The organism is Streptomyces sp. NBC_01314 (genome assembly GCF_041435215.1).
Taxonomy (GTDB): domain Bacteria; phylum Actinomycetota; class Actinomycetes; order Streptomycetales; family Streptomycetaceae; genus Streptomyces.
The window spans coordinates 4,340,822-4,367,060 of record NZ_CP108394.1; the positions used below are offsets into that span (position 1 = coordinate 4,340,822).

Sequence of the window (26,239 nt, forward strand, 5' to 3'; positions counted from 1 at the left end):
CTAACCTTTCCAGAAGATTCGAATGATTGAGCCGCCGTACTTCGAATCCTCAAATGTGTGAATCTGGAGATGAGGAAGATCGCCGTCCCTGTTACCGGCGCCATGCCCTAGCACCCGGCCGTCCGCACCAAGCTGATCATCCCAATGATACGTTCCACTCTTCGATCCAAAGTACTGCCGCGTGCCCTTGCCATCGAATCCGGCGGCATTGCGGTAACCGTCACCCTGGAACATTCCCAGGAGGATTTCCTCAGCTTCCGAGCGCGAGCCCACCGTAACGCTGGTTCGACCTTCATTGATTGCTCGAATGCTTCCTGACACTCGACCGCTCGACCACGGGAATTCACAGCGACCTGAGTTGTGGACGAGTACGGGCGTGGCCCCCGCCAGCACATAGTACGTGTGCAAGTCGTCGACGGTGAGGTTGTACGTCCGGGCGTGCTGTGTGTAGGCGCGGTTGCCGGTGACGAGGACTGTGTCGCCTTCGTCGGTGAGCAGGGTCATGCCCGAATCAAGGTCGCCGGCTTCGATCCAGTCGTTCTCTGATGGCGACCAGAAGGGGTGCTCGTAGGTCGCTGTGAGCTGTTCTATGCCGTCTTCCGTGGCAATGGAGAGTTCGTTGAAGTGTTTGTCGTCCTCGGTGACGATGAGGCGGGTGACTTCACGCGCTCCTGTCTCGCCGGTTTCGGGGTCGGCGGCCTGGACCTTGTCGCCGAGTTCAATGTCCTCGATGTCCTTGGTGGTGCCGTCGGCCATGAGGACGTCGGTACCGGCGAGGAAGCACTGCGTGCAATCTCCGGCTTTCCGGCCAGCCGCACCGACCAGACGGCCTAGGCCCATACTCAGGGCCATGACGAACTCGTCCCCGAGCGCCATCCCCCGCTCCCAGACACGAGCGTCCTTCACGCATTTGTCCCGATTGTCGACGCAGTAGTTGGCGGCGATTTTCTTCGCGCCGGCCACATCATCCGGGTGGTCGAGAAAGTAGGCGCGTGCGTTATTGCAGCCGAGGCGACCGAAACAGACTGTTTCCGGACTACCGAACACATTGGTCTGGGGGTACCAGTAGCCACCCGCGGCGCTGGTCAAATTGTTGCTTCCGTGACCGAAGTACTGACCGGCCACCCGGCGCGCGTCGTTCGAGCTGACAGTATGGGCCCTTACCCATTCCGCCTCTGGGGTACGGCTCGGCTCGCCGACCCCTCCCCCTCCCTGAGAAGCACCCTGACGGGCACCCACATAACGCTTCTCGGTCCCGTTGGAGCCCGTTCCTCCGATCGGCAATCCCTCGCCGCAGGTCAGGCACAGCCCCGTGGGGTCGGAATTCGAAACCGGGCTGTTGTTGGAGTAGGCGTATCCGTTCATCTGCAACGGGTCCGCGATGTCGATGATCGGGTCCGCCGAGATGAAGCGGCCCGAGTTCTGGTCGTACTCGCGGGCGCCGATGTGGGTCAGGCCGGTGGTGGTGTCGTCGATACCGACGCCGATGTAGCCGCGCTTGTTGGGCCAGGACGCCGGCTTCGGGCCGCGGAGTTCGCCGTACGGCTTGGCGGCTCGGCGGGTGACCGCCTGGCCGCTCGCCAGGGCCACCGCCGTGTTCGCCGTGCCCAGGTGGTCCGCGAGAAGGGCCGAGAGCTGGTGCCCCGTCGTCGCGCCGCTGGTCGCGGTGCGGGTCACCATCGGGGCGCCGGGCTGGGCGTAGGACCGGGAGGCACGGGTCACCGCACCCGCGCTGCCCGTCGTCACCTCCGTCTCGCCCAGGTACAGCGTCGAACCGGAGGGGGAGTTCTCCAGGATGCGGTTTCCGGTGGCGTCGTAGACGTAGGTCGTCTTCTTGGTGCCGACCGTGATCGTGTCGAGCTTGTTCTCCGAGGTCCACTTCAGGTCCTGGGTCCCGGAGGCCAGGTCACGGTCCGTCGTGTTGCCCACCGCGTCGTACGTGTAGGCGCTGCTCTGCCCCGCCGGGCTGGAGCCGATCGACGTCATCGTGTGCGGCTGCTTGGAGGTGTTGTAGCCGTACGTGAAGGTGACGTTCTTGGTCGCGTCCGCCGGGTCGGCCTCGGTCAGGGTTGCCCGGTTGCCCAGCCAGTCGAAGGTGAAGGACTGGTGGTAGGCGGTGGCGCCCGTGGAGACGGTGCTCGCGGCCGGGGCGGTGGCGGCCAGCGTCGACTTGAGGGAGGCGTCCGGGCTGGACCCGTCCGTCGCCGTGTCCGGCGCGTCGGCCACCGGGCCCGACGAAGCCGCGTAGTCCGTGCGCGGGCCCCACGTCGTACCGTTCGCAGACTTGCAGCCCGTGCCGTTGCCCGCGGGAGCGATGTTCGACGTCCAGGCGTTGGCCAGCTCCCCCATCACGTCGTATGTGAAGCACTGGGTGTCCCAGGTGTCGCCCGAAGCATCCGACAGCTGACGGGCGTTCGACGTGATGACGCCGGACTTGTCGTACGCGTAGTAGCTGTCCGAGATGCGGTGCGGGCCGGCGGTCTCCCGGTCGGCGACCGTGCGCTGGAGGCGTCCGGTGTAGGGGTCGACGAAGTTGGTCGTCCAGACGCGGTTCGGCTGGGAGCCGGACACCGTCCGAAGGGGTTCGCCGTACGGGGAGTAGGTGACGTCGGACGTGTACCAGGCGAGACCCGAGGTCGACTCGGTCAGGCCGTCGCTGTTGTAGCGGGTGACGACCTTCTCCTGGGCCAGGCCGCCCACCGAGGGCAGCGTGACCGTCTGCGGCTTTCCGGTCTGTGTGTACGTGTACTTGGACGGGTACGTGCCCGAGACACCCGTCGTCATGGTGTTGGCGGGGATCACCGTCTCGGAGCCCGTGGGACGGTACTCGGTGTCGTAGCCCGTGACGCGGCTGATGTAGTCGCCGTTCACGGTGTGCCTGGTGGAGGCGACCGGCTGGCCGAGGGCGCCTGACAGGGTGTCGTACGTGAACGACTTGACGGGGTTGCTCGTCTGCGAGCCCTCGCGGACGAACTTGACCCGGCTCAGCTCGTCGTACTCCGTGTACGTCGTCCGCTGCTCCGCGTCCGTGACCTTGTACGGCCGGTCGGCCTCGTCGTACCAGGTGTCCGTCTTGCCCACGTCCGGGTCGGTGGTGGAGGTCACCCGCCCCCGGGCGTCGTACTCGTACGTCCACTCGTTGCCGGCGGGATCGGTGACCTCGGTGCGGTAGCCACGGGCGTCGTACTCGTAGCCGGTCGTCCGGCCCTGGTCCGTGCTCCCGTCGTCCTTGTAGTGGCGGATCGAGGTGACGCGGCCGAGCGCGTCCGTGAACGTCCGCGCCCGCGGCGAAGTCGAGCCGGGCGGGTCCACATACGTGCTCGTGTCGCCGTACTCCGACTTGGCCTCGTGCACCATCTTCTCGTCGTGGTACGTCGACTGACTCACCGGCCGTTCCAGGCCGTCGTACCGGAACTTGACCCGGCTCGGGACGAGCGACTTCGACTTGGGCGCGAAGAGCTCGGCGGCCGGTTCGCTCTTCGCCAGGTACGCGCTGGTCTGCTCGTCGGCGAGACCGTGGTCGTTGTAGGTGGTGTCCGTGACGACGCGGCCGGGGCCGTGTGCCTGCGACTGGGTCTGGACCTGGCGCATCAGGCCGTCGTAGATCGTCACCTGACGGCTGTAAGTGCCGTCGTCCTTGAGTGACTTGGTGGTGACGGCGGCGGGGCGGGACTCGTTCGAGGTGGCGATCGCCGGCTGGTACTCGATCTCGACGTTCGGTGACTTGCCACCCGAGGAGCGGGACGGAGACCAGCCCTTCACGAAGCGGCCAAGTGCGTCGTACTCGCTACGGCTGACCCGACCGTTGGCGTCCTTGACCGTCAGCGCCAGGCCGCGGCCCGGGTCGAAGGTCGTGGTGACCGCGTGGCCCTTGGCGTTGATCGCATCCACCGAGGTGACGGGACCACCCGAGTCGCCCGGGGTGTACTGCATCTCCGTCGTACCGGCGCCCGGCTTGGCGACGGTACGGACCCGGCCCAGCGGGTCGTACGTCGTCCTCGTGACGACCGAGTACGAGGTCCCGGCGCCGTCCACACCTGCGGCAGCCGTGACCAGCCCCTTCGTCGGGGCATCGCCGTACGACAGGTTGTCGTAGGTGGTGCGGCTCGCACTGATCAGCTTCGTGGCAGGGTCGGCACTGTCGTGATCGGCGCAGGTGGTGCCCGTGGTGCGCTGCTGCTTGGGCAGGCCGATGAGCCAGGCCGAAGTGTTGTGCACGTACGACGTCTTGGTGCAGATCTGGTCGGAGAAGGCTTCGCCGGAGCCGTCCGGCTTGACCACCGCCGTCTCGACCTGGACCGGGATGCCGTAGGTGTCGTCGACGGTCGTCAGGGTCCGGACGGCCTGCCAGCTGTCGTCGACCTTCTGGATCTCGTCCGTACGCTTCACACCACTGCGGAAGGCGAGCAGCGGATCCATGTCCGCGCCGTCCTCGGCCTCACGGAACCGGGACGCGGTCTGCTTCGACCAGAGGTAGTTGAGAGAGCGCTTCTTCGGCGTCCCCTTGTCCGAGTTCAGATAGGTGAGACTCTCCGCCGCCATGCCCGCGTACTGCGGCTCGTCATCGGTGACGAGCGTGTACTTGCCCGTGGAGTCCTTGACCTCGCCGCCGACACCCTGGAAGTAGCGCGTCTCGGAGTACGACTGTGCCTGCGGCACTGCTGCGGAGGAGCTTGTCTTGCTGCCCTTGGTGACCGCCACCTGGCGGTAGCCGCGCCAGACGCTGTGCGTGCGCAGGGACGGGCGGGTGAACTCGTCGTCGGTCTTGGCCCAGGCCGGGTCCGTGTAGTCGTACGTGGTGCGGATGATCTTGCCCCGCGGGGTGACCTTGTCGTTCTCGGTCACGGAGTGGACGACGTACTTGTTGAACCAGGACTTCGCGGGCTTCTTCTCGTCGCCGTCCGGCGACCAGCGGACCGGGTAGCAGGTGCCGTTGTTCTTGCCCTTGTCCTCCGACGGCTCGCTCGCGCAGCCGCCCTTGTACTCGATCTCGATGTCACCGCCGTGTTCGGTGGCGACCGTGCCGATGCGGGGGCGGGTGAAGGGCGGGCGCTGGTCCTTCGGCCCGCTCAGCACCAGGTTGGGGAGTTGACGGTCCCTCAGGCGGCCCTTCAGGGGTGAGGAGGAGCCGACCGTGTACTCGCCGAAGCTGATGCCGTCCTTGTGCTGGAGGGTGCCGGTGGTGTCGCCGGGGGCGAAGCCGCGGCGGGTGATCGAGTTCAGCCAGAGGCCGGGGGAGGTGTAGTACCAGTCCTCGGGGAAGGACTGGTGGAGTTCGTACGTGTCCACCTTGCCCAGGCCGGTCTGGCCGGCGCGGGCCGCCTTCGTCGTGACCGAGTCCAGGCGCAGCTGGGTCCAGAAGGACGGGAAGGCCGGGCACAGCTTCGACGTCGACTTGCAGTTGAGGTTGCCGGGGGTGTCCCACCAGGGGCGGTACGCGCCCGGGTCGGAGGTCTTGGCGAAGTTCGCCGCGTCGCAGGCCGTGGCCGACTTCAGGCAGCGCTGCGCCACGCCGAACTCGACGGTCGCGGACGGCTTGGTCAGGTCGGAGCGCATGCCGTACTCGATGGTCTTCGGGTAGGCGTAACGGTCGTACTGCTCCGGGGACTTGAACTTCTTCTTCACGGCGTAGTGGTTCGTCTCCTGCTTCCAGGTGACGACCAGGGTGTTGCCGTGCACGTCGACGACCTTGTCCAGGCCCCAGCGCCAGGCCTGCTTCTTGCCCGCGCCGCAGCGGGAGTCGGCGAAGGCGGTGGCGTGGCAGGGTTCGCCCGGGTGGTTGCCGAAGACGGGGACGGTGGAGACGGAGTCGGTGTCGGCGTGACCGCCGCCGACCTGGTTGAGGCCGTAGTAGTACTTCGTGCCGTCCGTGGTCGTGACGATCCAGTACTCGCCGTTGTTGTCGCCGTTGGTGCCGCCGACGCGGTGCTCGATGCGGGTGCCGTCGTCGCTCTCGGGGCGGTAGATCTCGGTGTCGGTCTCGGGGTTGCTGCCGGAGGCGGCGTCCCGCACCAGCTCTGTCGTCTTGCCGCCCAGGGACATCACCGCGTTGTGCGACACCCAGCACAGGTCGGACGTCTTGTCCTTCTTGGCCGTGTTGTTGGCGGTGCCGGACTTCATCTTCTTGCGGTCGTCCTGGCAGGCGCGGTAACGGCGCTCGATGTGACCGGCGTCGTACTCCCAGCCCTCACCGATCCACGAGGACTGGGGAGAGGCGACAGCCGTACGGCCGTCCACGCTCTGGGAGTTGTAGTTGAACTCGACGTTGGGGGCCGGTCCTGCGGGGGCGGCAGGGATCGTCAGCGGGTACGTCCAGGTGAACGCACCGGACGAGCCGCCCGCCGACCACTTGCCGTTGGAGGCCAGCGGCGTGGCCTTGAACGTGCCGCCGGCCCCGCCGCCGGAGTCGACCGCCCCGACGACAGCGGCGTCGCCGGTCGCGGCGACCGGCGTGACCCCGGTGGCCGAAGTGCGGTAGGACGCCTGGGCGACCGACGGTCCGCCGGGCGTGGTCGTCCGCGCCGAAGCGGGCGTGACGGTTCCGTCCGCCGCCGTGTCGACCGTGGCGGTGATCGACTGGGTCTGGATGTCGTTGGTGGTCTCCAGCTCCTCGTACTCCTGGCAGGCCTCGTCATCGGGCGTGGTCAGGTAGCACTCGGGGAACTGGACGAAGCGCAGGCGGGAGGCCCAGTCGGCGCCGTAGAGGTTCTTGAACTTCGCGTAGTCGAGCTTCACCGAGATCGGCACGGATCCGGTGGCCGGTGCCTGGACCTTCACGACTGTGCCGTCGACGCCCTGTGACACGGCGGCCGCGCGGTCGTAGACCTGGACCTGCCAGGTGCCGGTGGGCGCGGCCTGGTCCGGAGCCTGCCCGAGACTGACGGGGAGATTTCCGGCGGGGGTCATGCCGACCTGTTGCGCGGTCGCGGTCATACGGGCCGATGCGGGAGTAGTGCTCGCGGCCGAGCCGAAGTTGACCGGCTCCGTGCCGGCCGCCGGTGTGGTGACCGTGCCCGTCGGGGCCTGCTGCTGGTCCGGTGGGACGTCGACCTTCAGAGTCTCCAGGTCGGGTTCGGAGACCGCTCCGGCGACGATCTCGTCCTGGTCGAGGGTCTCCAGCTTGAGGGTCTCGCGGCCCTTCTCGGCCGTGGCCGGGTCGGGCGGCAGCGCGAACGACTGCGCCGGCAGCAGACCTACGAGCAGCGCCGCTCCGAGAGTGGGCACGACGGCTGCGCGCACCCGGCGCAGCCGGCGCGAGCGGACAGGCAAGAAGCGACCGAACACGGCGAGGTCCCCCCGGACCATTCGAGGCGGGGCCAGGAATGGACCACGCGTGATGGCGTATCAGATGTCGGAGATTCTGTGTCGACTCTGTGGAGTTCCGCTAGATCGACTGTGGGGATGTGATGATCGCCACGGCGCGTAATACAAGGTAACGGTCAGTGAAGTTTATTCCGCATTTACCTGTGCTTTACCGGAAGCAGCAACTCGTCTGCGATCAATTACGCAATTGATCAGGAGCCGCCGCGAACACCCATGAAATCACGGCAGTTAGCGGCTGATCTGCAACACTTTGCCCCAAGAAGCCTCTTCACCAGGACAGTTGTCGACGACCGCTCGCAACTCTCTTTACGGTTCCCGCTGTTGCTCGACTCATTCGACTCCCTCCGTTTGCGAAGCGTGACGGCAGCGCCCTCTTGAGCCATCATCGGCTGGCCCGGCCGAGCCCTGTCCCGCGCCGGTTCCAAGGGGGGAAGGGGAACTCGCCCGATGACGCGCAAGGAGCGCAACCGGCGTCGCGTGCCCGGCGGACGGACAACCGCCGCTGTAATCACCGCGGCGCTCGCCGCCACCGGCATCACGTTCGTCGGACTCGGCCTGGACGAGTCCGGTTCACATGACAAGTCGAACGGCGACCGCAAGGCGAAGCCGGTCACCGAAGCCGCCGCGCTCTCGCGGGCCGCGAAATCCGGGAAGTCCGTCGAGGTCACAGCGCTACGCACCACGCGCTCCACCACATGGGCGCGACCCGACGGCCTGATGGCCAAAAAGCTCTACTCCTCCCCGGTCCGGGCCAAGGTCGGCGGCAAGTGGAAGGACATCGACTACGACCTCCACCGCACCGAGAACGGCTGGGCGCCGAAGGCCACCAACACCGAGATGGTGTTCTCGGCCGGCTCCAAGGGGACGCGTGACGACAAGCAGCGCACCTCCCGGTCCGCTGTGCACCGCGTCTCACTGATCAAGGGCCTCAAGGCAGCCACCGCCGCCGACGCGAGCACCCTCGTCACCCTCACCGTCGACGGCCACGACATCCAGCTCACCTGGCCGGGAGCCGTCCCCGCTCCGATCATCGACGGCTCGCGCGCTCTGTACCCGGAGATCTTCCCGGGTGCCGACCTGGTGCTGACGGCCGATGACGACGGTTTCGCGCAGTTGCTGGTCCTCAAGAACCGGCAGGCCGCGGCCGACCCGCGCGCCAAGCAGCTCACGTACGGCATCACTTCGGCGAGCCTGTCGTTCCGTCTGAACCCGGTCACCGGCGTCCTCGCCGCCGAGGACGCGGACGGTGAAGAGGTCGCGCTGTCACCGACCCCGCTGATGTGGGACAGCAGCGGTACTCCGGCAGTCACCGACGGCTCGGTCGGCGCCTCCGCCCAGCCGACCGACGCGGAGAGCCCGGACCCCGTCGACTCGTCCAGCCCCACGCCGAGCGACGACGCGAGCCCCACCGAGGAAGAGCTCGTCGAGACGGACGAGCAGATCGATCCGGACCCCGAAGAACTCCCGGTGGCCACCGACGGCCCCGCGCCCACTCCGTCGGACTCTCCCCTGCCGGCGGCCCCGGCCGAGCCGACGCCCGAGCCCTCCCAGACCGGCTCGGCGGCCACCCTCAGCCTGCCCGGTCTCGACGGCCCCTCCCCCGACTCCCGCGGCGAGCTGGTCGAGACCGACCTGTCCGGAGCGAACTGGCTGCTCACTCCCGACCAGGACTTCCTTCGCGACCCGGCCACCACGTACCCGGTCTTCGTCGACCCGTCGGTCAAGAAGCACGTCCAGAACTGGACCACCGCGTACAGCCGGCACCCCAACGCCACGTTCTACAACGGCAAGGGCTTCAACAAGGGCGGTACGCACGAGGCCCGGGTCGGCTTCGAGTCGGACACCTGGGGCACCTCGCGCTCGTACTTCAACATCGACTTCGACAAGGACCTCAAGGGCACGAAGATCGTGTCGGCGAAGCTGTACATGCTGGAGACGTACTCCTGGTCGTGCAGCGCCCGTTCGATGAGCGTGCATCTCACCGGCAAGGTCAGCGGACGCACCAACTGGAAGAACGCGCCCAAGCTGCACGACGGAAACAAGATCACCACCAAGAGCTTCGCGCACGGCTACAAGTCCGGTTGCCGGGATGCGTGGGAAGGCTTCAACGTTCGTACGGCCGCCCAGAAGAAGGCCGACCAGGGCCGGGACACCATCACGTTCGGAATGCGCGCCCGGGACGAGAACTCGCAGTACGCGTGGAAGAAGTTCATGGCCAACGGGGACTATCCGCCCGTGCTCGAACTCGAATACAACCGCAAGCCCACCGCTCCCACCGCGCTCGACCTCGGCCCCGACGCCAAATGCACCACCACTCAGCCGTACGCCCGCATGGGATCGGGAAGCCTGACGTTCACCGCGAAGGCGTCCGACAAGGACAAGAATCTCGAATACCTCGACTTCGACCTGTGGCCGCACGGCAAATGGGCGACGACGGGTGATCTTCTCGGCAAGACCGGCAAAGTGACCGTGGGAGAGGACAAGGGCACCGCGCTGAGGACGACGGACGAGTTCTCCACGAGCAAGCTGACCAACGGCACCCTCTACTCCTGGCGGGTGCGGGCTTGGGACGACGCGGATTCGTCCTCCCCGTTCTCCCCGGCCAAGACACCGTGCCGTTTCGTCCTCGACACCGCCGCGCCGAAGTTGCCCAGGGTCAGCTCCGCCGACTTCCCCAACGCCGACAGCGACGAGAACGGCTTCGGCAGCGGCGCCGACGACTCGAAGTGGAGCACCAAGAAGTTCGGCACGGCGGGCACCTTCACCGTGCGCGCCCTCAACACGGACGTCGTGCGGTACGAGTACGGATTCAACTCGCCCAGCTATCCCTTCCATCTGGACCGGAAGGCCGGTACCGCGACCACCGTCAGCGCAACTCTGACCAACGCCAAGCCGCCCACTGCCGGACCCAACGTTCTGTACGTGCGGACCGTGGACGGCGCGGGCAACGTGTCACAACCCACGAAGTACTTCTTCTACGTCAGCCCCCGTGACCAGGCCGACTCACCCGGCGACTTCACCGGGGACAAGCTCCCGGACCTGATGGTCGTCACCGATGCCGGCAACCTGGCCCTCTACCCCTCCCAGGCCACCAACGACCTCGACAAGGGCTCCGGTGACCTGGACTACTCGATGACCGGCGCCTACCGGTCCAACCCGGCCAAGGATCCGAACGGCGACGACCTGCCACCGTATGTCGGCGCCCCCTCCGGCCACTTCAAGGGTGCGCTGATCACCCACAACGGGGACATCTACGGCGGTGACGGTCTCCAGGATCTGGTGGTGCGCGTCGGGGGCAAGCTGTGGGTGTATCCCGGCGACGGTTACGGTGCCGTCAACATCGACAAGCGCGTGGAGGTCCTGCTCCCCGAGGGGGCTCCCAGCCCCGCCTCGTTCACACAGATCGTGTCCACGGGTGATGCCACCGGCGACGGCCGCACCGACTTCTTCGCCACTGTCGGCGACGAACTCTGGGCTCTCACCGGCTACCACGGCGCCACCATCGACCAGGCGATCCGCCTGTCGGCCTCCGCCTGGACCGAGCGCGACATCGTCACCGTCCTGGACATCACCGGCGACGGAGTGACGGACATGGTGTACCGCGCGGACGTCCACTCCCAGCTCATGCTCCGCAAGGGCATCGCGGCGAGCGGCGGCGGCACCGACCTGGACTCCCTGTCGTCCGGCGCCGACTCCTCCGGCGGCACCGACCTGGAATACGGTTCCGCCGGCTGGTCCAACGCCAGCATCCCGCTGCTCATCGGAACGCCGGACGCCAACGGGGACGGCATCCCCGACATCTGGACCGTGCGTTCCGACGGCTCGGTCCGGTTCTACGCCGGCGGCAAGACGGTCCTGTCGGGCTCGGGTACGGAGATCGTCGCACCAGCGAGCTACTGGAAGACCCGGATCGCCATCGGCTGACCGGAACACGGGGAGGGGCCGGCCGCGGAAAGCCGCGGTTCGGTCCCTTTTCCATGCCCCCGGGCCCGCCGTCCCCCGACCGCGCATGCGCGTGCTGTCGCTCCCGCAGTCACACCGACCGACGCTCTAATCTGACGGCATGTCAGACAAAGAGTCACATGTGTCGCACGAGTCGTACGAGTCGCACGAGTCGTACGAACTGCTCGGCTTCGACAACATCCTCCTCCCCGTCGGCGACCTCCCCCAGGCCGTCGCCTTCTATGAGCGGGCCGGATTCGCCGTGGCCTTCCGGCTGGACGAGGCCGGGATCGCGGGCCTGAAGGTGGGCAAGGAGACGCCGGGACTGTTGCTGCGGCTGGAGGAGGAACTGCGGCACCGGCCGCCCCTGTGGGCGTCGGCGAGGGTGTGGCTGGAGGTGCCCGACGCGCGAGGCGCCGCGCGTGCGCTCGCCGCGGCGGGCGTGGCCTCGCTCGACGCGCCGTTCTCCGTCGCCACCGGGTGGACCGTCGAGTTCGCGGATCCCTGGGGGAACGTCGTCGGGCTCACGGACTACAGCAAGCGGCCGGAGCTGGCCCGCATCGGATGACCCCCGCTTGAACGTGTTCAAAAACAGGGCTACAGTCTCCCCCAGGACGCTTTGAACGCGTTCAAGAATGTCGGTAAGGGGTGGAGACATGGATCTCACGGTCGTCGCGTATGTCGTCTATTCGCTGGTCAGCGTGGGGCTGACGGTGTGGGTGGCTCGGACGCTGAGCAGGAACGGGCGGATCTTCCTCTCGGATGTGCTGCGGGGGAACGAGAACCTCGCGGACGCGGTGAACCACCTGCTGGTGGTCGGGTTCTATCTCGTGAACCTGGGCTTCGTGGCGCTGTATCTGAACGCTGACGGCGCCATCACCAGCCCGCGTGAGGTGTTCGAAGCGGTGTCGGCGAAGCTCGGCGTGGTCCTGCTCGTGCTCGGGGCGCTGCACCTGGGGAACGTGTTCGTGCTGAACAAGTTCCGGCGGCGGGGCGTCATGGAACAGCAGCAGGTACCGCCGGTCGGACCGCAGGGCTGGGCCGCCCCGACGGGGCACGCGTGAGCACCACGGCCGAGCCGGCCGCCGTGGACCGGGGCGCCGAGCGCGTCCCGGTCCGCGGGCTCACCGTGCTGTACGACGCCCGGTGCGGGCTGTGCGCCTTCCTGCGGGAGTGGCTGGGCAGACAGCGGCAGTTGGTCCCGTTGGAGTTCGTGGCGGCGGGGTCCGAGGAGGCTCGGCGGTTGTTCCCCTCGCTCGACCACGGGGGGACGCTGGAGGAGATCACGGTCGTGGGGGACGGCGGACAGGTGTACCGGGGGGCCGCCGCCTGGATCGTGTGTCTGTGGGCGCTGCGTGAGCACCGGCCGCTCGCTCACCGGCTCAGCACGCCGGCCGGGGCCAGGCTCGCGCGCGGCGCCGTGCTCGCCGCCGCCAAGTGGCGGGGCGCCCAATGGCGGCCGGGCGGGGCCGGCACGGGAAGCGGGGCCGCGTCGCAGGGGTGGGTGTACGACCGGCGGTACGGGTGGGTGCACCGCCCTGCCGACGGCTGCGACAGCGGTACCTGCGCGACTCGTTAGGCTCTGCCCGTGCCCGCACTGAACGACGACCCCAGCCCGCAGCCCGGCGTCCCCAGCTCACAGCCCGGCGCCGACGAGCCCGGCGCCGAACCCTCGCCGGGGTCCGGGCAACCCGGCCCCAAGGGCTCCGCCAAGTCCGAACAGACCCGCGCGCTGATCCTGGAGACCGCGCTGCGGCTCTTCCAGGAGCGCGGGTACGACAAGACGACGATGCGGGCCATCGCGAAGGAGGCCGGGGTCTCCGTAGGCAACGCGTACTACTACTTCGCCGGCAAGGAGCACCTGATCCAGGGGTTCTACGACCGGATCGGCGCCGAGCACCTGGTGGCGGTGCGGCCGGTGCTGGAGCGGGAGAAGGATCTGGAGGCGCGGATCGCCGGGGTGCTGAAGGCGTGGCTGGACGTGGCGGAGCCGTACCACGAGTTCGCGGCGCAGTTCTTCAAGAACGCGGCCGACCCGCAGAGCCCGCTCAGCCCCTTCTCTCCCGAGTCGGAGGGGCCGCGCGAGGAGTCCATCGCCATCCACCGCGAGGTGCTCGCCGGGTCCAGGGCCAAGGTCCCGGACGAACTCCGCGGAATCCTCCCCGAGTTGATGTGGCTCTCTTTGATGGGGCTCGTCCTGTACTGGGTCTTCGACCGGAGTGAGGGGCGCGCCCGCAGCTACCGGCTCGCCGAACGCGGCGCCCGGCTGACGACCCGGGGCGTCTCACTCGCCCGGTTCCGGGCACTGCGCCCGCTGGTCCGCGAGGTCCACGAACTGCTCACGGACTTCCTGCCGGGAATGACGAAGGTGCTGCCGGATCCGGGGGGCGAGGGACGAACGGCGGGCTGATCACTGTCGTCGCCACCAGCGCCGCCACGTCCTCACGGCCCCTGCCGGGGGCGCGTACCCCGATCTCCGCATCCACGGCCCGCGCGATGGCTCGAAAGTGACGGTGCCGCTGCCGCTGCCGAAGGGGTGCGGGGAACTGCGCGAGCCGCCACGCACCACCCACGGCCGCCCACCCACTCCGGCCTCTGCCCATTCGGGCGCTACGACACCCCCACCAACGCCCAGACCGTCTTCCCGTGGCGCCCCCGGCTCCACACCCCCCAGGTCTCCGCGATGTGCTCCACGAGCCACAGCCCCCGCCCCGTCTCCTCCCACTCCCCCACCTCCCTGAGCCGGGGCACGGCCATCCCCTCGTCCGACACCTCGATGAAGCAGGACCCGTCCGCCAGCGCGGTCACCGCCACCTCGAACTCCCTCTCCAGCAAGGGGCCATGGCGTACGACATTGGTCGCGAGCTCGGAGACGACGAGCACGATGTCCTCCAGGGCCGGGGAGTCCTCCCCCTGCCCCCAGGCGGCCAGATGTTCCCGTACGCGGCGCCGGGCGAGGCCCACGGACGCCGGATGGCGGGGCAGTCGGAAGGAGTCGCGTCTCAACACGTTCGCTCCTCACCCCGAACACACCCCCGGCACAAGACGATGCGGGGAGCGAGTGCGTCGTGTCACTCCCACACCCATGCGGCCCACGAGTTCGCGTCAGCTGTCACGCGGCGTCTGTCATATCCATGGCCGGGTCATGGCCGGGTCATGGCCGGGTCCACGGTCATATCCATTCCAGCCGCCACAGCCGGAAGACCCCGGTCCCGTCGGTCAGGTACTGCGCCCCGCCGACCTCCTGACTGCTGAGCACGTACTCCTTGCGCTGCCACAGCGGGATCATCGGCACGTCCTGGGCCACGACCTCCTGCAGTTCCTTGAAGTCCGGCGCGGCCCGGCTGCGGTCCGCGTAGCGCTGGCTGTCCTGGATGAGCCGGTCGGCCTGCTCGTTGCTGTAGCCGTTGTTCAGGGAGCCGCCGGTGCCGACAAGGGGCCCGCCGAAGGTGTCGGGGTCGGGGTAGTCGGCCACCCAGCCCACCCCGTACGCGTCCAGCTTGCCCTCGGCGTACCGCTTCTGGAAGGCGGTCCACTCGTACGCCTTGGTCGTGACATAGAACAGCCCGCTCGCCTCCAGCTGCTCTTTCAGCTCGGCGGCCTCGGCGGCGGACGAGCCCCGGCCCTCGGCGTAGCCGTAGGTGAAGCGCACGGGCATGCCGACGCCGGCCTCGTCGAGGAGTTCGCGGGCCCGCTGCGGGTCGGGCTTGGGGTTGGCGTCGAAGAACGAGGTGGTGTGGCCCGTGATGCCGGCCGGGATGAGCGAGTAGAGCGGGTCGGTGGTGCCCTGGTAGACGTCGGCGACCAGTTTCTCGCGGTTGATCAGCGCGGCCAGTGCCTGCCGCACCTGGCGGTCGCGGAAGGGCGAGTTCGCCCGCACGTTGAGGACGAGGTTGCGGGTCTCGGTGCTGTCGGCCTCGGTGACCCGCTGGTCGGGATCGCTGGGCGACAGCCCGGCGAGTGTGGCGGGCGGCAGCGTGCGTGTCACGACGTCGACCCGCCGCGCCTTCCACGCCTTCTGCAGCGCCGCCGAGTCCTTGTAGTAGCGCATGAGGACGGGACTGCCGGTTGCTCGGGCGACGCCCTGGTAGCCGACGTTGGGTGTGAGGTCGGCCTGCTCGTTCGTGAACGAGGTCAGGGAGTAGGGGCCGGTGCCGTCGGCGCCGCCGTCCGTGCGCAGTCGGCTCGTCGCGTACTTCGTGCGGTCGACGATCGACCCGGCGCCGGTGGCCACCTTGAACGGGAAGGTGGCGTCCGGCGAGGAGAGGAGGAAGTCGACGGACAGCCCGCTCGCGGTGACCGACTGCAGGGTGTCGAGCAGCGAGGCGGGGCCGACGTCCGAGTTGATGCGCTTGACCCGGTCGAAGGAGTACTTGACGTCCTTGCCGGTGACCTCGCGTCCGCTGGGGAACGTCAGGCCCTGGCGCAGGGTGCAGCGGTAGACCATGAGGGCGTTGCCGACGAACTCACAGCTCCGCGCGGCGTCCGGCACGGGTGCGGCGCCGCCCGGTTCGAAGGTCAGCAGCGACTGGAACACACTGCTGAACATGGCCCAGGAGCCGGCGTCGTAGGCGCCGGCCGGGTCGAGCGAGGTGACCGTGTCGGTCGTGCCGACGGTGATCGTCCTGTTCTCGCCGAGCTGGGTCGGCAGCAACTGCCAGCCACCGATCGCCGCGACCGCCAGTACCAGCAGCGACGCGAGAATCCGCAAGCGAACCGACCGCATCGACGCCCCTCCCAAGAACCCCACCCGGCCCACTACACACAGTGGTTTCGCGGTGGCGCGGATCACCTAACCACAGTCAGCTGTGTTGACGGAAGACAGGTTTTGTTCAGTTGGGAAAGAACTTAGTAAGTGCATTGCCCATACGTTTCCGAAAAGCTTAAGAACCGGTTAGAGAAAGGACGCTGACGCCCCGTCATGCCTGCTTCGACGCCAATTGCACCACCGTGATGTCCGACGGCGCCCCGACCCGCACCGGCGGCCCCCACGCGCCCGCGCCCCGGCTGACATAGAGCTGGGTGTCGCCGTAGCGCTCCAGGCCCGCGAGGGTGGGATTGGCGGCTTCGGCCACATACGTCATCGGCCACATCTGGCCACCGTGGGTGTGCCCGGAGAGCTGGAGGTCGACGCCGTGGTCGACGGCGTCGTGGATCTGGACGGGCTGGTGCGCCATGAGCACGACCGCCCGCGAGGTGTCCCGGTCGCCGAGTGCCTTGGCGAAGTCGGGGCCCTGACCCTCGTCCTCACCCGCGATGTCGTTCACCCCGGCGAGATCGAGATACGGCAGCTCACGACGGGCGTTCTCCAGCGGGGTGAGGCCCAGCCGACGTACCTCCTCGACCCACTGCTCGGCGCCGGAGATGTACTCGTGGTTGCCGGTGACGAAGTAGCTGCCGTGACGCGCCTTCAGCCCGGCCAGCGGCGCCGCCGCCGGGCCGAGATCGGCCACGTCGCCGTCGACCAGGTCACCGACCACCGCGATCAGGTCGGGCTGCGTCGAGTTGATCGTGTCGACGACCTTCTGCGCGAAGCCCCGGCCCAGCATCGGCGAGAGGTGGATGTCGCTGACCACCGCGATGCGGAAACCGTGGGCCGCGCGCGGGAGTTTCGCCAGCGGCACGGTGACCCGCTTGAGCTTGGGGCCGCGTACGACGCCGTAGGTGCCGTAGCCGACGGTGCCTACGGCCGCGGCGGCGACTGCCCCGCCGACGACACGGGAGACGAAGAGACGGCGGGAGGGGTCGGCCGAGGCCGCGGGGGCGGGCGGGGGCGGGGGTTCCGTCGCGGCGGGCGATGTCGGCTGCCCGGCCTCGGCGGCCTCGGCGGGCTGCGCCCCCGCCGGGACCGGCTGGGGTTCGGGCTCGCGCACCAACGGCTCCGGCTGCCGCGCGGGCGCAGGGGCGCGCCGCGCCACCAGGCGGCGCACGAGGGGCCGTACGAGCTCCCCCGCCAACAGGGCCAGCAGCAGGTACAGCGAGAGGGCGAGCCACATGAAGCCCGGCCACGTCAGCGTCTGTTGCAGCCAGAAGGGGGCACCGCCGCGTTCGGCCGCGAAGCCGGCGAACATCAGCACCGGCCCGGCGATGAACACCACCGTGCCCACGCGTCTGGCTAGGCCCGGCCCCCGTGTCGTGTCGCGCACCAGGCGGCGCCACGCGTACCAGTGCAGCGCCCCGAAGGCGCACAGCACCAGCAGAGCAACGAGGACAAAGACAACGATCATCACGTCGTACTCCAGGTCAAACGGTCCGGCGGTGGGCGCGCACTCCACGCAACCCGATGGCTCCGATGGCCGTCCCAAGGGCAAAGGAGACGACGGCGAGCGTCAGATGCACCCAGAAGTACGCCGTCGGATCACCCGCGTCGTCGAACGCGAGCCCGCTGCCGTCCTGCCACAGATTCTTGATGAAAGTGATCCAGATGATCCAGCTCCACACCCCGAAGGCGAGCAGGAACCAGGAGAGGGGGCGGCTCAGCTTCATGCGTTCAGTATCGCCGCCGCCCGCAGGGTCCTCGCGCCGGGGTGCGAGCGGGGGCGCGAATAGAAGAGAGCAAGCCACGGCGCGCTCCGGTGGGATTTACCGGTCGGAGCCATGTACTTTCTCGATCGTGCCCGCCTCCAAGAAGACCGCCAGACGCCCCCTGCTGGTCACCTCAGCCACCCTGCTGTCCCTCTCACTGACATCGCTGTCGACGCTGACGGCCGCCCCGGCCTTCGCGGCGAAGCCGTCACCGAGTCCGAGTGCCACTCCGTCCGCGTCTCCCCCGGCGACCATGTCGACCGTCGGCGGCGAGCTGCTGGGCAAATCGGGTACCCAGGCCACCCTCGGCGGCGACGCGCCCGTCCTGCCCAAGGACATCAGCGCGCGCTCCTGGATCGTCGCGGACGCCGAGTCCGGCGAGGTGCTGGCCGCGCACAACGCGCACTGGCGACTGGCCCCCGCGAGCACTCTGAAGATGCTGTTCGCGGACACGCTGCTGCCGAAGTTCGACAAGGACGACAAGCACAAGGTCCTCACCTCCGACCTGGCGAGCGTCGGTGCGGGCTCCAGCATGGTCGGCATAAAGGAGAACGAGACGTACACCGTCAACGACCTGTGGCTCGGTGTCTTCCTTCGCTCCGGCAACGACGCGGTGCACGTCCTGTCGGCCATGAACGGTGGCGTGAAGCAGACCGTCGCGGACATGAACGCGCACGCCGAGGAGCTCCAGGCCCTCGACACGCACGCGGTCAGCCCCGACGGTTACGACGCCAAGGGGCAGGTGTCGTCCGCGTACGACCTGACCTTGTTCGCCATGTCAGGGCTGCGGAATCCGGACTTCCGGAGGTACTGCTCCACCGTTCGGGCGAAATTCCCGGGCGAGACGAAGAAGGGCAAGAACGGCAAGAAGAGCCGTTCGTCCTTCGAGATCCAGAACACCAACCGGCTGCTCACCGGGGACAGCGGCCTCGACTCCTATCAGGGCATCGCGGGTGTGAAGAACGGCAACACCACGAACGCGGGCGCGACCTTCACCGGGGTCGCCGAGCGGGGCGACCGGGTCCTCCTCGTCACCGTCATGCACCCGGAGAAGAACGAGCACAACCAGGTCTACAAGGAGACCGCGAGCCTCCTCGACTGGGGGTTCAAGGCTGCGGGCAAGGTGACACCGGTCGGCGAGCTGGTGGCGCCCAAGGGGACGGAGACCTCCGGCGGGGATGCTGAGCCGAGTGCGCGGGCGGGGGCCACGGCGACGGCGACGGCCCCCGTTGGGTCGGGGGGCAAGTCCGTGGCGGCGAGTGCGTCCGGCGGGGCCAGCGGGATCGGGGTGGCGCTGGGGATCACGGGGGGTGTGCTGGTGTTGCTGGCCGGTGGGGTATTCCTGGTGAACCGGAAGTGGCCTCTGCGGTTGCGGAAGTAGGGCGGTCGGGGAGCGTCCGCGTGGTGGATGGCGGCTGCGGGGAGCGGATACGTCGTGGCTGATCGCGCGGTTCCCCGCGCCCCTTACGGGGCGCTGTCCTCGGCGGGCGGAGGGTCAGGATTCTCCGTATCCCCGCTTTCCTTGCTGCTCTCCGCTGTCCAGGCGGCGCAGTACAGCAGGAGCTTGGTGGTGAGGTTGATCCACAGGAGCAGGGCGATGGGGACGCCGAAGGCGCCGTACATGCTCTTCGAGGCGATGCCCTGCATGTAGCCGCTGAGCAGGAGTTTGAGGAGTTCGAATCCCACGGCACCTATGAGAGCGGCCACGATAAGGCGGCGGCGGGGTGGATGGACGCCGGGGAGCAGGGTGAGGACGTAGAGGAGGAGCAGGAAGTCGGCCAGGACGGCGACGGCGAACGCGGCGACGCGCAGGAGGATGCCGCCCCAGCCGTCGCGGTCGATGCCGAGCTGGTCGGCGAACCGGCCGACGGCCCAGGAGGCGGCGGTGGAGGCGGCCAGGGAGACGAGGACCGCGCCGCCGAGGCCGACCAGGACGCCCGCGTCCTTGGCCTTGGCGAGGACGGGGTTCTCGTCGGGGTCCGGCTTCTCCCAGACCGCGCGCAGACAGCCGCGCATCTCGCCGACCCAGCCGATGCCGGTGAGGAGCAGCAGCGTGCCGGCGATGATCCCGACCGTGCCGGCGTTGTCGACGAGACCGGCGATGTCGAGCTGGTCGGAGATGCCGGGCACCTGCTCGGCGAGCCGGTCCTCCAGGTCCTGCTGGTTGTCCTTGCCGAGGGTCGCCGCGGCGATGGCGGCGGCCACGGTCAGCAGCGGGAACAGCGCCAGGAAGCTGATGAAGGTCATCGCCGCGGCCAGCCGGGTCCACTTCACCCGGTCCAGCCGTTCGTACGACCGCCATGTGTGAGTGGTCATCAGACGCTCGACCAGGGGACCGATCCCGGGGAGTTTTTTCAGCCAGTCCATGATCCGAACTCTGCCCCACTCATCGCCGACCGATACCGAGTACCCCGCACCGGCCCGCACAGCCCACTCCGGCTGTCACCACCCCCGACGTGGTGGCCGCCGCGTCAAAGGTCCGCCACCGCCAGCCCGTACATCGTCAACCACACCGCCGCGACGAGGGTGAGGGCACGGTCGTGCAGGACGACGTCCTCGGGCTCGCCCGCCGTGCCCCGGTCGGCGAAGACGGCGTAGCGGAGGACGGCCAGGACGAAGGCGACCATGGAGAGCTGGCGCCAGGGCAGGACGCTCGTGGTCGGTACGCCGCCCTCCTCCAGGGCCCAGAGGCAGTAGCCGAGCACGGCGACGCCGGCGGCCAGTTGCCAGACGAAGCGCAGGTATCCGGGCGTGTACTCGGTGAGCAGCGCACGGGTCGCACCGGCCCGGTCGCCCAGCTGCACCGCCTCCGAGTACCGCTTGGCCGCGACCATGAACAGCGCGCCGAACCCGGTGGTGATCAGGAACCAGCGTGACAGCGGGATGCCCAGCGCCAGCCCGCCGATCATCGCCCGCATCAGGAACCCGGTGGTGACGACCGCCAGATCGACGACCAGTACGTGCTTGAGGCTGAGGCAGTAGGCGAGTTGGAGTCCCAGGTACGCGGTCAGCAGCGCGGAGGTGTGCGGCGAGCAGAGCCACGCGGCTGCCACGGGCGCGAGCACGGCCAGGGCGCCGCCGACGCCGTACGCGACCGGTACGGGCACCTGCCCGGCGGCGACCGGGCGGTGGCGCTTGACCGGGTGCGCGCGGTCCGCCTCGGCGTCCCGGGCGTCGTTGACGAGGTACACGGCGGCGGCGCAGGCCGTGAAGAGGACGAAGACGAGAGGGAGTTGGGTGAGCGCTCGGGGGGTGAAGAGCTCCCCGGCGGCCGCGGGCGCGGCGACGACCAGGGTGTTCTTGATCCATTGGCGGGGGCGGGCGGTGCGGAGGAGGCCGAGGGCGAGACCGGCCTTCGGGGGCGCCTGCCCGGGGTCCGTCCGCCGCTCCAGTACGACCGTGCGCTCAGCCACGGCCGTTCACCACCCAGCGTGCGCCCAGCCGCGCCGTGAGTGCCCCGAGGACCACGCCCGCCGCCACGTCCGACGGGTAGTGCACGCCGACGACCAGCCGGGAGAGGCACATCGCGGCGGCGAGCGGGGCGGCGGCAGCGAGCACGAGCGGGGTGCCCGAGGTCCCGTGGGCCACGACGGCCACCGCCGCTGCCGCCGAACTCGCGTGCGAACTGGGGAAGGAGAGCCGTCCGGCCGTGCGGACCAGGGGCTCGACATGCGCGGGGCGGGGCCGTCGTACGACTCTCTTGACGCCCATGCCGGCCAGGTGCGCCCCGGCGGTCAGTGCGGTGCCGCGCAGCCATACGCCGCGCCGCTCCCGGTCGACGGCGGCGCCCGTGAGCCCGGACGCGAGCCACAGCAGGCCGTGCTCCCCCACCCAGGACAGTCCACGCGCGGCGGCCGCGACGCGGGGGTCCGCGCCACGGGCGTGGAACACGGAGAGCAACCGCCGGTCCAGGCCGCGCACGCCGTCGACGACGTCAACTTCATCCATGCGATGCCACTCTTCTAGGCGGCGATCCAAGAACTACGGCAATCTTGAACGACATCCCATTAATCACCCATTTCGGTGAGGCGGCAGAGCGGCCGGGCCGACTCGCCCGATTCCTTCGCATACACGGCGATACGGTCGCGAGCATGCCAGCCGACGCCGCCGCAGCCCCTCCGGGTCCCGTGCCCGCCAGCCCCGGCCGCACCGTCCCCGTCACCGGCTGGGGCCGCACCGTCCCCGTCACCGGCTGGGGCCGCACCGTCCCCGTCACCGGCTGGGGCCGCACCGCCCCGACCGCCGCCCGACTGCTCCGCCCGCGTACGTACGACGAGGCCGCGTCCGCCGTACGGGCGTGCGGGGCGCGCGGCGGGATCGCCCGGGGGCTGGGACGGGCCTACGGGGACGCGGCGCAGAACGCGGGCGGGACCGTCCTCGACATGACGGGCCTCGACCGGGTCCACGCCATCGACGCGGACGGAGGCACGGTCCTGTGCGACGCGGGCGTCTCGCTGCACCGGCTGATGGAGGTGCTGCTCCCTCTGGGCTGGTTCGTGCCGGTGACTCCCGGGACCCGGCAGGTGACCGTCGGCGGCGCCATCGCGGCCGACATCCACGGCAAGAACCACCACGTCCGCGGATCGTTCGCCCGGCACGTCCTGTCCCTCGAACTGCTGACGGCGGACGGCGGGATCCGTACGGTCGTCCCCGGCACCCCCCTCTTCGACGCCACGGCCGGCGGCATGGGCCTGACCGGCGTCATCCTCACCGCGACCGTACGGCTCCTCCCCGTCGAGACGTCCTGGATGTCCGTCGACACCGAACGCGCCCGCGACCTCGACGACCTCCTCGGCCGCCTCACGGCCACCGACCGCCACTACCGCTACTCCGTCGCCTGGATCGACCTGCTCGCCAGGGGTGCGTCGACGGGCCGCGCGGTCCTCACCCGCGGCGACCACGCGCCCCTGGCAGCGCTGGAGCCGTCGAGATCCTCGTCCACGCGCGCGCGTGGAGGGCCTTTTTCACGTGGGAACGGACTCCGGAGAGACGCGCCCTCCAGTCCGCTGGAATTCCGGACCCACCGCCTCCCGGCCGCCCCCGCCTTCGTCCCGGAAGGCCTCATCGGCCGTACGGCCGTGGGCCTGTTCAACGAGCTCTGGTACCGCCGGGCCCCCCACCGCCGCACCGGCGAACTGCAGCGGATCTCCACCTTCTTCCACCCCCTCGACGGGGTCCCGCACTGGAACCGGATCTACGGCCGGTCCGGCTTCGTGCAGTACCAGTTCGTCGTCGGGTACGGCCATGAGGAGGCCCTGCGCGGGATCGTGAACCGGATCTCGGCACGCCGCTGCGCCTCGTTCCTCGCCGTCCTGAAGCGGTTCGGCGAGGGCGACCCCGGCTGGCTGTCCTTCCCGATGCCCGGCTGGACCCTCGCCCTGGACATCCCGGCCGGGCTGCCCGGCCTCGGCGCCTTCCTGGACACGCTCGACGAGGAGGTCGCGACCGCCGCCGGCCGCGTCTACCTGGCGAAGGACGCCCGGCTGCGGCCGGACCTGCTGGCCGCGATGTACCCCCGGCTGCCCGAATTCCGCGCGCTGCGGCGGGAGCTGGACCCTGACGGGGTCTTCGTGTCGGACCTGGCCCGCCGCCTGGGCCTGTAGAGACACCCGCGACGACCGGCTGAACCCCGACCGCCGACCGGCCACAGACCGGCGGAAGACCCCCGAATCCCCTGTCCCCACACCCACATCCAGGAGCTGTCATGAAGGACGCCTTCGGCACCCCCCAGTCCCTGCTGATCCTCGGCGGTACGTCGGACATCGCGCTCGCCACGGCACGCCGTCTGATCGCCCGCCGCACCCGCACGGTGTGGCTGGCGGGACGCCCCTCGCAGGACCTGGAGAACGCCGCCGTCCACCTGCGCGGACTCGGCGCGGAGACCCACACCATCAGCTTCGACGCGCTCGACTCCGAGTCCCACGAGGCGATCCTCGGCAAGGTCTTCGCCGAGGGCGACATCGACATGGTCCTGCTCGCCTTCGGCGTACTCGGCGACCAGGCGAACGACGAACGCGACCCGGTGGCCGCCGCACGCGTCGCCCAGACCAACTACACGGGCGCTGTCTCGTCCGCCCTGGTCTGCGGGCGGGCCCTGCAGGCGCAGGGCCACGGCTCCCTCGTCGTCCTGTCCTCCGTCGCCGCCGAGCGCGCCCGCCGCTCCAACTTCATCTACGGCTCCAGCAAGGCCGGCCTCGACACCTTCACCCAGGGCCTCGGTGACGCCCTCCACGGCACCGGCGCGCACGTCATGCTCGTCCGCCCCGGCTTCGTCCGCACGAGCATGACGGCGGGCCGCCCGGAGTCCCCCCTCGCGACGACCCCGGAGGCGGTGGCCGCCGCCATCGAACTGGGTTTGCGCCGACGCTCGGAAACCGTCTGGGTCCCGGGTTCGCTGCGCCTGGTGATGGCAGCTCTGAGGCACGTACCGAGGCCGGTCTTCCGCCGCCTGCCGCTTTGAGAGGGCGGGGCACCTCGTTTTTAGGGGGCGCGGGGAACTGCGCAAGCAACCTCCCCGCACCCGCACCCGCACTCGCCGAACAGCCCGAACCTCCGAGCTGTCAGGCGCCCGCCCCACCCAGCGGCAGCGTCGCCGTGTCCCCCACCGGCGCCCCCGCCTGCGGCGGGACGACGGATCCGCGGAACGTGAACTCGCGCAGCTTGCGCCAGACCCCGTCGGGACCCTGCTCATAGAGCGCGAAGCCGGTGCAGGGCCACTGGGCCCCGTACCCGGCGAGCTCCTCGAACGCCCGGTCCATCGCCTCCTCGGCGATGCCGTGCGCCACGGTGACATGCGGGTGGTACGGGAAGTTCAGCTCGCGCGCCACCGGCCCCGAGGCGTCCCGGACCTGCTTCTGCAGCCAGGTGCAGGCCTCGGCCCCCTCGACGACCTGCACGAACACGACGGGCGACAGCGGGCGGAAGGTTCCCGTGCCGGACAGCCGCATCGGGAAGGGCCGGCCGGCCGCCGCGACCTCGGCGAGGTGCGTCTCGATCGCCGGCAACTCGGCGCCCTCGACCACGGTCGGCGGCAGCAGCGTGACATGGGTGGGGATGCCGTGAGCCGCGGCGTCGCCGAAGCCCGCGCGCAGCTCCTGGAGCCGGCTGCCGTGGGGCTCCGGGACCGAGATCGACACACCGATCGTTACGGTCCCCACGTCGTCTCCTGTCGTCGTGTCATGCGAGTTGTCGTATGTCCTTTTGGCGGCGCGGTCCGTCGCACCAGCTATCGACTGTACGGCCACGGCGGTGTTCCGGGCAGGCGCAGCGGGAGTGATGTGCGGCGCTGTCGGTGGTGCGACGGGTGGTGCGATCGGCGCTCGGGGGCAGAGGTGGTGCGGCTCAGTGCTTGGCGGGCAGGAAGCCCACCCGGTCATACGCCTGGGAGAGCGTCTCCGCGGCGACGGCGCGCGCCTTCTCGGCCCCCTCGGCCAGGATCGAATCGAGTGTCTCCGGGTCGTCCAGATACTGCTGGGTGCGCTCCCGGAAAGGCGTCACGAACTCGACCATGGCCTCGGCGAGGTCCGTCTTGAGCGCACCGTAGCCCTTGCCGACGTACTTCTGTTCCAGTTCCCCGATACCCGTACCCGTCAGGGTCGAGTAGATGCTCAGGAGGTTGCTGACGCCCGGCTTCTCCGCGGTGTCGAAGCGGATCACCGTGTCGGTGTCGGTGACCGCGCTCTTGACCTTCTTGGCGGTGACCTTCGGATCGTCGAGCAGGTTGATCAACCCCTTCGGGGTCGACGCCGACTTGCTCATCTTGATCGCGGGGTCCTGAAGGTCGTAGATCTTCGCCGTCTCCTTCAGGATGTACGGCTTGGGGATCGTGAAGGTCTCGCCGAAGCGGCCGTTGAAGCGCTCGGCGAGGTCGCGGGTGAGCTCGATGTGCTGGCGCTGGTCCTCGCCGACCGGCACCTCGTTCGCCTGGTACAGCAGGATGTCCGCGACCTGGAGGATCGGGTACGTGAAGAGGCCGACGCTCGCACGGTCGGCGCCCTGCTTGGCGGACTTGTCCTTGAACTGGGTCATGCGGGAGGCCTCGCCGAAGCCGGTGAGGCAGTTCATGACCCAGCCGAGCTGGGCGTGCTCGGGGACGTGGCTCTGGACGAAGAGGGTGCAGCGTTCCGGGTCGAGACCGGCGGCGAGCAGCTGCGCCGTGGCGAGCCGGGTGTTGGCGCGCAGGTCCGCGGGGTTCTGCGCGACGGTGATCGCGTGCAGGTCGACGACCATGTAGAAGGCGTCGTGGGACTCCTGCAGAGCCACCCACTGGCGGACCGCGCCGAGGTAGTTGCCGAGGTGGAACGAGCCGGCGGTGGGCTGGATGCCGGACAGCACGCGAGGGCGATCAGAGGCCATGCTCACCATTCTCTCAGGTATCCGGGCCCGCTCCGGAACCCGACCGTAAACGGATCTGCCACGGACGGGAACCGATCCGGCTCGGGCGGTGTAC

At 69.3% G+C, this 26,239-nt stretch carries 18 protein-coding genes; 8 read left to right on the top strand and 10 right to left on the bottom strand.

Annotated elements, in window-relative coordinates; genetic code table 11:
* Complete coding sequence (locus OG622_RS19035) at positions 1 to 7,284, bottom strand: polymorphic toxin-type HINT domain-containing protein (protein WP_371577488.1); 7,284 nt, start codon at positions 7,282 to 7,284, stop codon at positions 1 to 3.
* Between the two features lie 486 nt (positions 7,285 to 7,770).
* Between OG622_RS19035 and OG622_RS19040 the strand changes: the two genes are divergently transcribed.
* From OG622_RS19040 to OG622_RS19060, 5 genes are all read left to right on the top strand, one after another.
* On the top strand, positions 7,771 to 11,247 hold the full coding sequence (locus tag OG622_RS19040) for a DNRLRE domain-containing protein (protein WP_371577490.1): 3,477 nt from the start codon (positions 7,771 to 7,773) through the stop codon (positions 11,245 to 11,247).
* Between the two features lie 139 nt (positions 11,248 to 11,386).
* A complete protein-coding gene (locus tag OG622_RS19045; RefSeq protein WP_371577492.1) occupies positions 11,387 to 11,833 on the top strand; it encodes a VOC family protein in 447 nt (148 codons plus the stop codon).
* Positions 11,834 to 11,921: 88 nt separating this feature from the next.
* Complete coding sequence (locus OG622_RS19050; protein ID WP_371577493.1) at positions 11,922 to 12,329, top strand: hypothetical protein; 408 nt, start codon at positions 11,922 to 11,924, stop codon at positions 12,327 to 12,329.
* Positions 12,326 to 12,844 carry a thiol-disulfide oxidoreductase DCC family protein gene (locus OG622_RS19055; RefSeq protein WP_371577495.1) on the top strand — a complete coding sequence of 173 codons (519 nt, stop codon included), beginning with the start codon at positions 12,326 to 12,328 and terminating at the stop codon, positions 12,842 to 12,844. The genes OG622_RS19050 and OG622_RS19055 overlap by 4 nt, the downstream gene beginning before the upstream one ends.
* 18 nt (positions 12,845 to 12,862) lie before the next feature.
* Positions 12,863 to 13,675, top strand: a complete 813-nt coding sequence (locus OG622_RS19060) for a TetR family transcriptional regulator (protein ID WP_371584143.1) — start codon at positions 12,863 to 12,865, stop codon at positions 13,673 to 13,675.
* 200 nt (positions 13,676 to 13,875) lie between these two features.
* Here OG622_RS19060 and OG622_RS19065 read toward each other — a convergent pair whose 3' ends face one another.
* The 4 genes from OG622_RS19065 to OG622_RS19080 form a co-directional block, all read right to left on the bottom strand.
* Entirely contained in the window at positions 13,876 to 14,274 is a 399-nt protein-coding gene (locus tag OG622_RS19065; RefSeq protein WP_371577496.1) for an ATP-binding protein, read from the bottom strand.
* A 163-nt stretch (positions 14,275 to 14,437) separates the two neighbouring features.
* Positions 14,438 to 15,991: an ABC transporter substrate-binding protein gene (locus OG622_RS19070; RefSeq protein WP_371577498.1), complete on the bottom strand. Its 1,554-nt coding sequence runs from the start codon at positions 15,989 to 15,991 to the stop codon at positions 14,438 to 14,440.
* A 193-nt stretch (positions 15,992 to 16,184) separates the two neighbouring features.
* On the bottom strand, positions 16,185 to 17,492 hold the full coding sequence (locus tag OG622_RS19075) for a metallophosphoesterase (protein ID WP_371577500.1): 1,308 nt from the start codon (positions 17,490 to 17,492) through the stop codon (positions 16,185 to 16,187).
* 16 nt (positions 17,493 to 17,508) lie between these two features.
* Positions 17,509 to 17,751 (bottom strand): SCO4848 family membrane protein, encoded by a 243-nt coding sequence (locus OG622_RS19080; RefSeq protein WP_371577501.1) that lies wholly within the window; start codon positions 17,749 to 17,751, stop codon positions 17,509 to 17,511.
* A 127-nt stretch (positions 17,752 to 17,878) separates the two neighbouring features.
* Here OG622_RS19080 and OG622_RS19085 point away from each other — a divergent pair, with 127 nt between their 5' ends.
* Positions 17,879 to 19,171, top strand: a complete 1,293-nt coding sequence (locus OG622_RS19085) for a D-alanyl-D-alanine carboxypeptidase family protein (RefSeq protein ID WP_371577502.1) — start codon at positions 17,879 to 17,881, stop codon at positions 19,169 to 19,171.
* Between the two features lie 83 nt (positions 19,172 to 19,254).
* Here OG622_RS19085 and OG622_RS19090 read toward each other — a convergent pair whose 3' ends face one another.
* From OG622_RS19090 to OG622_RS19100, 3 genes are all read right to left on the bottom strand, one after another.
* Positions 19,255 to 20,157: a YihY/virulence factor BrkB family protein gene (locus tag OG622_RS19090; protein ID WP_371577504.1), complete on the bottom strand. Its 903-nt coding sequence runs from the start codon at positions 20,155 to 20,157 to the stop codon at positions 19,255 to 19,257.
* A 104-nt stretch (positions 20,158 to 20,261) separates the two neighbouring features.
* On the bottom strand, positions 20,262 to 21,203 hold the full coding sequence (locus OG622_RS19095; protein WP_371577506.1) for a decaprenyl-phosphate phosphoribosyltransferase: 942 nt from the start codon (positions 21,201 to 21,203) through the stop codon (positions 20,262 to 20,264).
* Entirely contained in the window at positions 21,196 to 21,738 is a 543-nt protein-coding gene (locus tag OG622_RS19100; protein ID WP_371577508.1) for a phosphatase PAP2 family protein, read from the bottom strand. The genes OG622_RS19095 and OG622_RS19100 overlap by 8 nt, the downstream gene beginning before the upstream one ends.
* A gap of 143 nt (positions 21,739 to 21,881) precedes the next feature.
* Between OG622_RS19100 and OG622_RS19105 the strand changes: the two genes are divergently transcribed.
* Entirely contained in the window at positions 21,882 to 23,393 is a 1,512-nt protein-coding gene (locus OG622_RS19105) for an FAD-binding protein (RefSeq protein ID WP_371577509.1), read from the top strand.
* 101 nt (positions 23,394 to 23,494) lie between these two features.
* Entirely contained in the window at positions 23,495 to 24,250 is a 756-nt protein-coding gene (locus OG622_RS19110) for a decaprenylphospho-beta-D-erythro-pentofuranosid-2-ulose 2-reductase (protein ID WP_371577510.1), read from the top strand.
* Between the two features lie 100 nt (positions 24,251 to 24,350).
* Here the strand turns inward: OG622_RS19110 and OG622_RS19115 are convergent, their stop codons facing one another.
* Both OG622_RS19115 and trpS read right to left on the bottom strand, forming a co-directional pair.
* Positions 24,351 to 24,947 (bottom strand): 2'-5' RNA ligase family protein, encoded by a 597-nt coding sequence (locus OG622_RS19115; protein WP_371577512.1) that lies wholly within the window; start codon positions 24,945 to 24,947, stop codon positions 24,351 to 24,353.
* 184 nt (positions 24,948 to 25,131) lie between these two features.
* Complete coding sequence (gene trpS, locus OG622_RS19120) at positions 25,132 to 26,145, bottom strand: tryptophan--tRNA ligase (protein WP_371577514.1); 1,014 nt, start codon at positions 26,143 to 26,145, stop codon at positions 25,132 to 25,134.
* Positions 26,146 to 26,239 lie beyond the last annotated feature (94 nt).

What these genes read in the sequence shown, in the direction of transcription:
- OG622_RS19040 (WP_371577490.1), top strand. Translation starts at nt 7,771, where the DNA reads ATGACGCGCAAGGAGCGCAACCGGCGTCGCGTGCCCGGCGGACGGACA.
- OG622_RS19045 (WP_371577492.1), top strand. Translation starts at nt 11,387, where the DNA reads ATGTCAGACAAAGAGTCACATGTGTCGCACGAGTCGTACGAGTCGCAC.
- OG622_RS19050 (WP_371577493.1), top strand. Translation starts at nt 11,922, where the DNA reads ATGGATCTCACGGTCGTCGCGTATGTCGTCTATTCGCTGGTCAGCGTG.
- OG622_RS19070 (WP_371577498.1), bottom strand. Translation starts at nt 15,991, where the DNA reads ATGCGGTCGGTTCGCTTGCGGATTCTCGCGTCGCTGCTGGTACTGGCG.
- OG622_RS19075 (WP_371577500.1), bottom strand. Translation starts at nt 17,492, where the DNA reads ATGATCGTTGTCTTTGTCCTCGTTGCTCTGCTGGTGCTGTGCGCCTTC.
- OG622_RS19080 (WP_371577501.1), bottom strand. Translation starts at nt 17,751, where the DNA reads ATGAAGCTGAGCCGCCCCCTCTCCTGGTTCCTGCTCGCCTTCGGGGTG.
- OG622_RS19090 (WP_371577504.1), bottom strand. Translation starts at nt 20,157, where the DNA reads ATGGACTGGCTGAAAAAACTCCCCGGGATCGGTCCCCTGGTCGAGCGT.
- OG622_RS19100 (WP_371577508.1), bottom strand. Translation starts at nt 21,738, where the DNA reads ATGGATGAAGTTGACGTCGTCGACGGCGTGCGCGGCCTGGACCGGCGG.
- OG622_RS19105 (WP_371577509.1), top strand. Translation starts at nt 21,882, where the DNA reads ATGCCAGCCGACGCCGCCGCAGCCCCTCCGGGTCCCGTGCCCGCCAGC.
- OG622_RS19110 (WP_371577510.1), top strand. Translation starts at nt 23,495, where the DNA reads ATGAAGGACGCCTTCGGCACCCCCCAGTCCCTGCTGATCCTCGGCGGT.
- trpS (WP_371577514.1), bottom strand. Translation starts at nt 26,145, where the DNA reads ATGGCCTCTGATCGCCCTCGCGTGCTGTCCGGCATCCAGCCCACCGCC.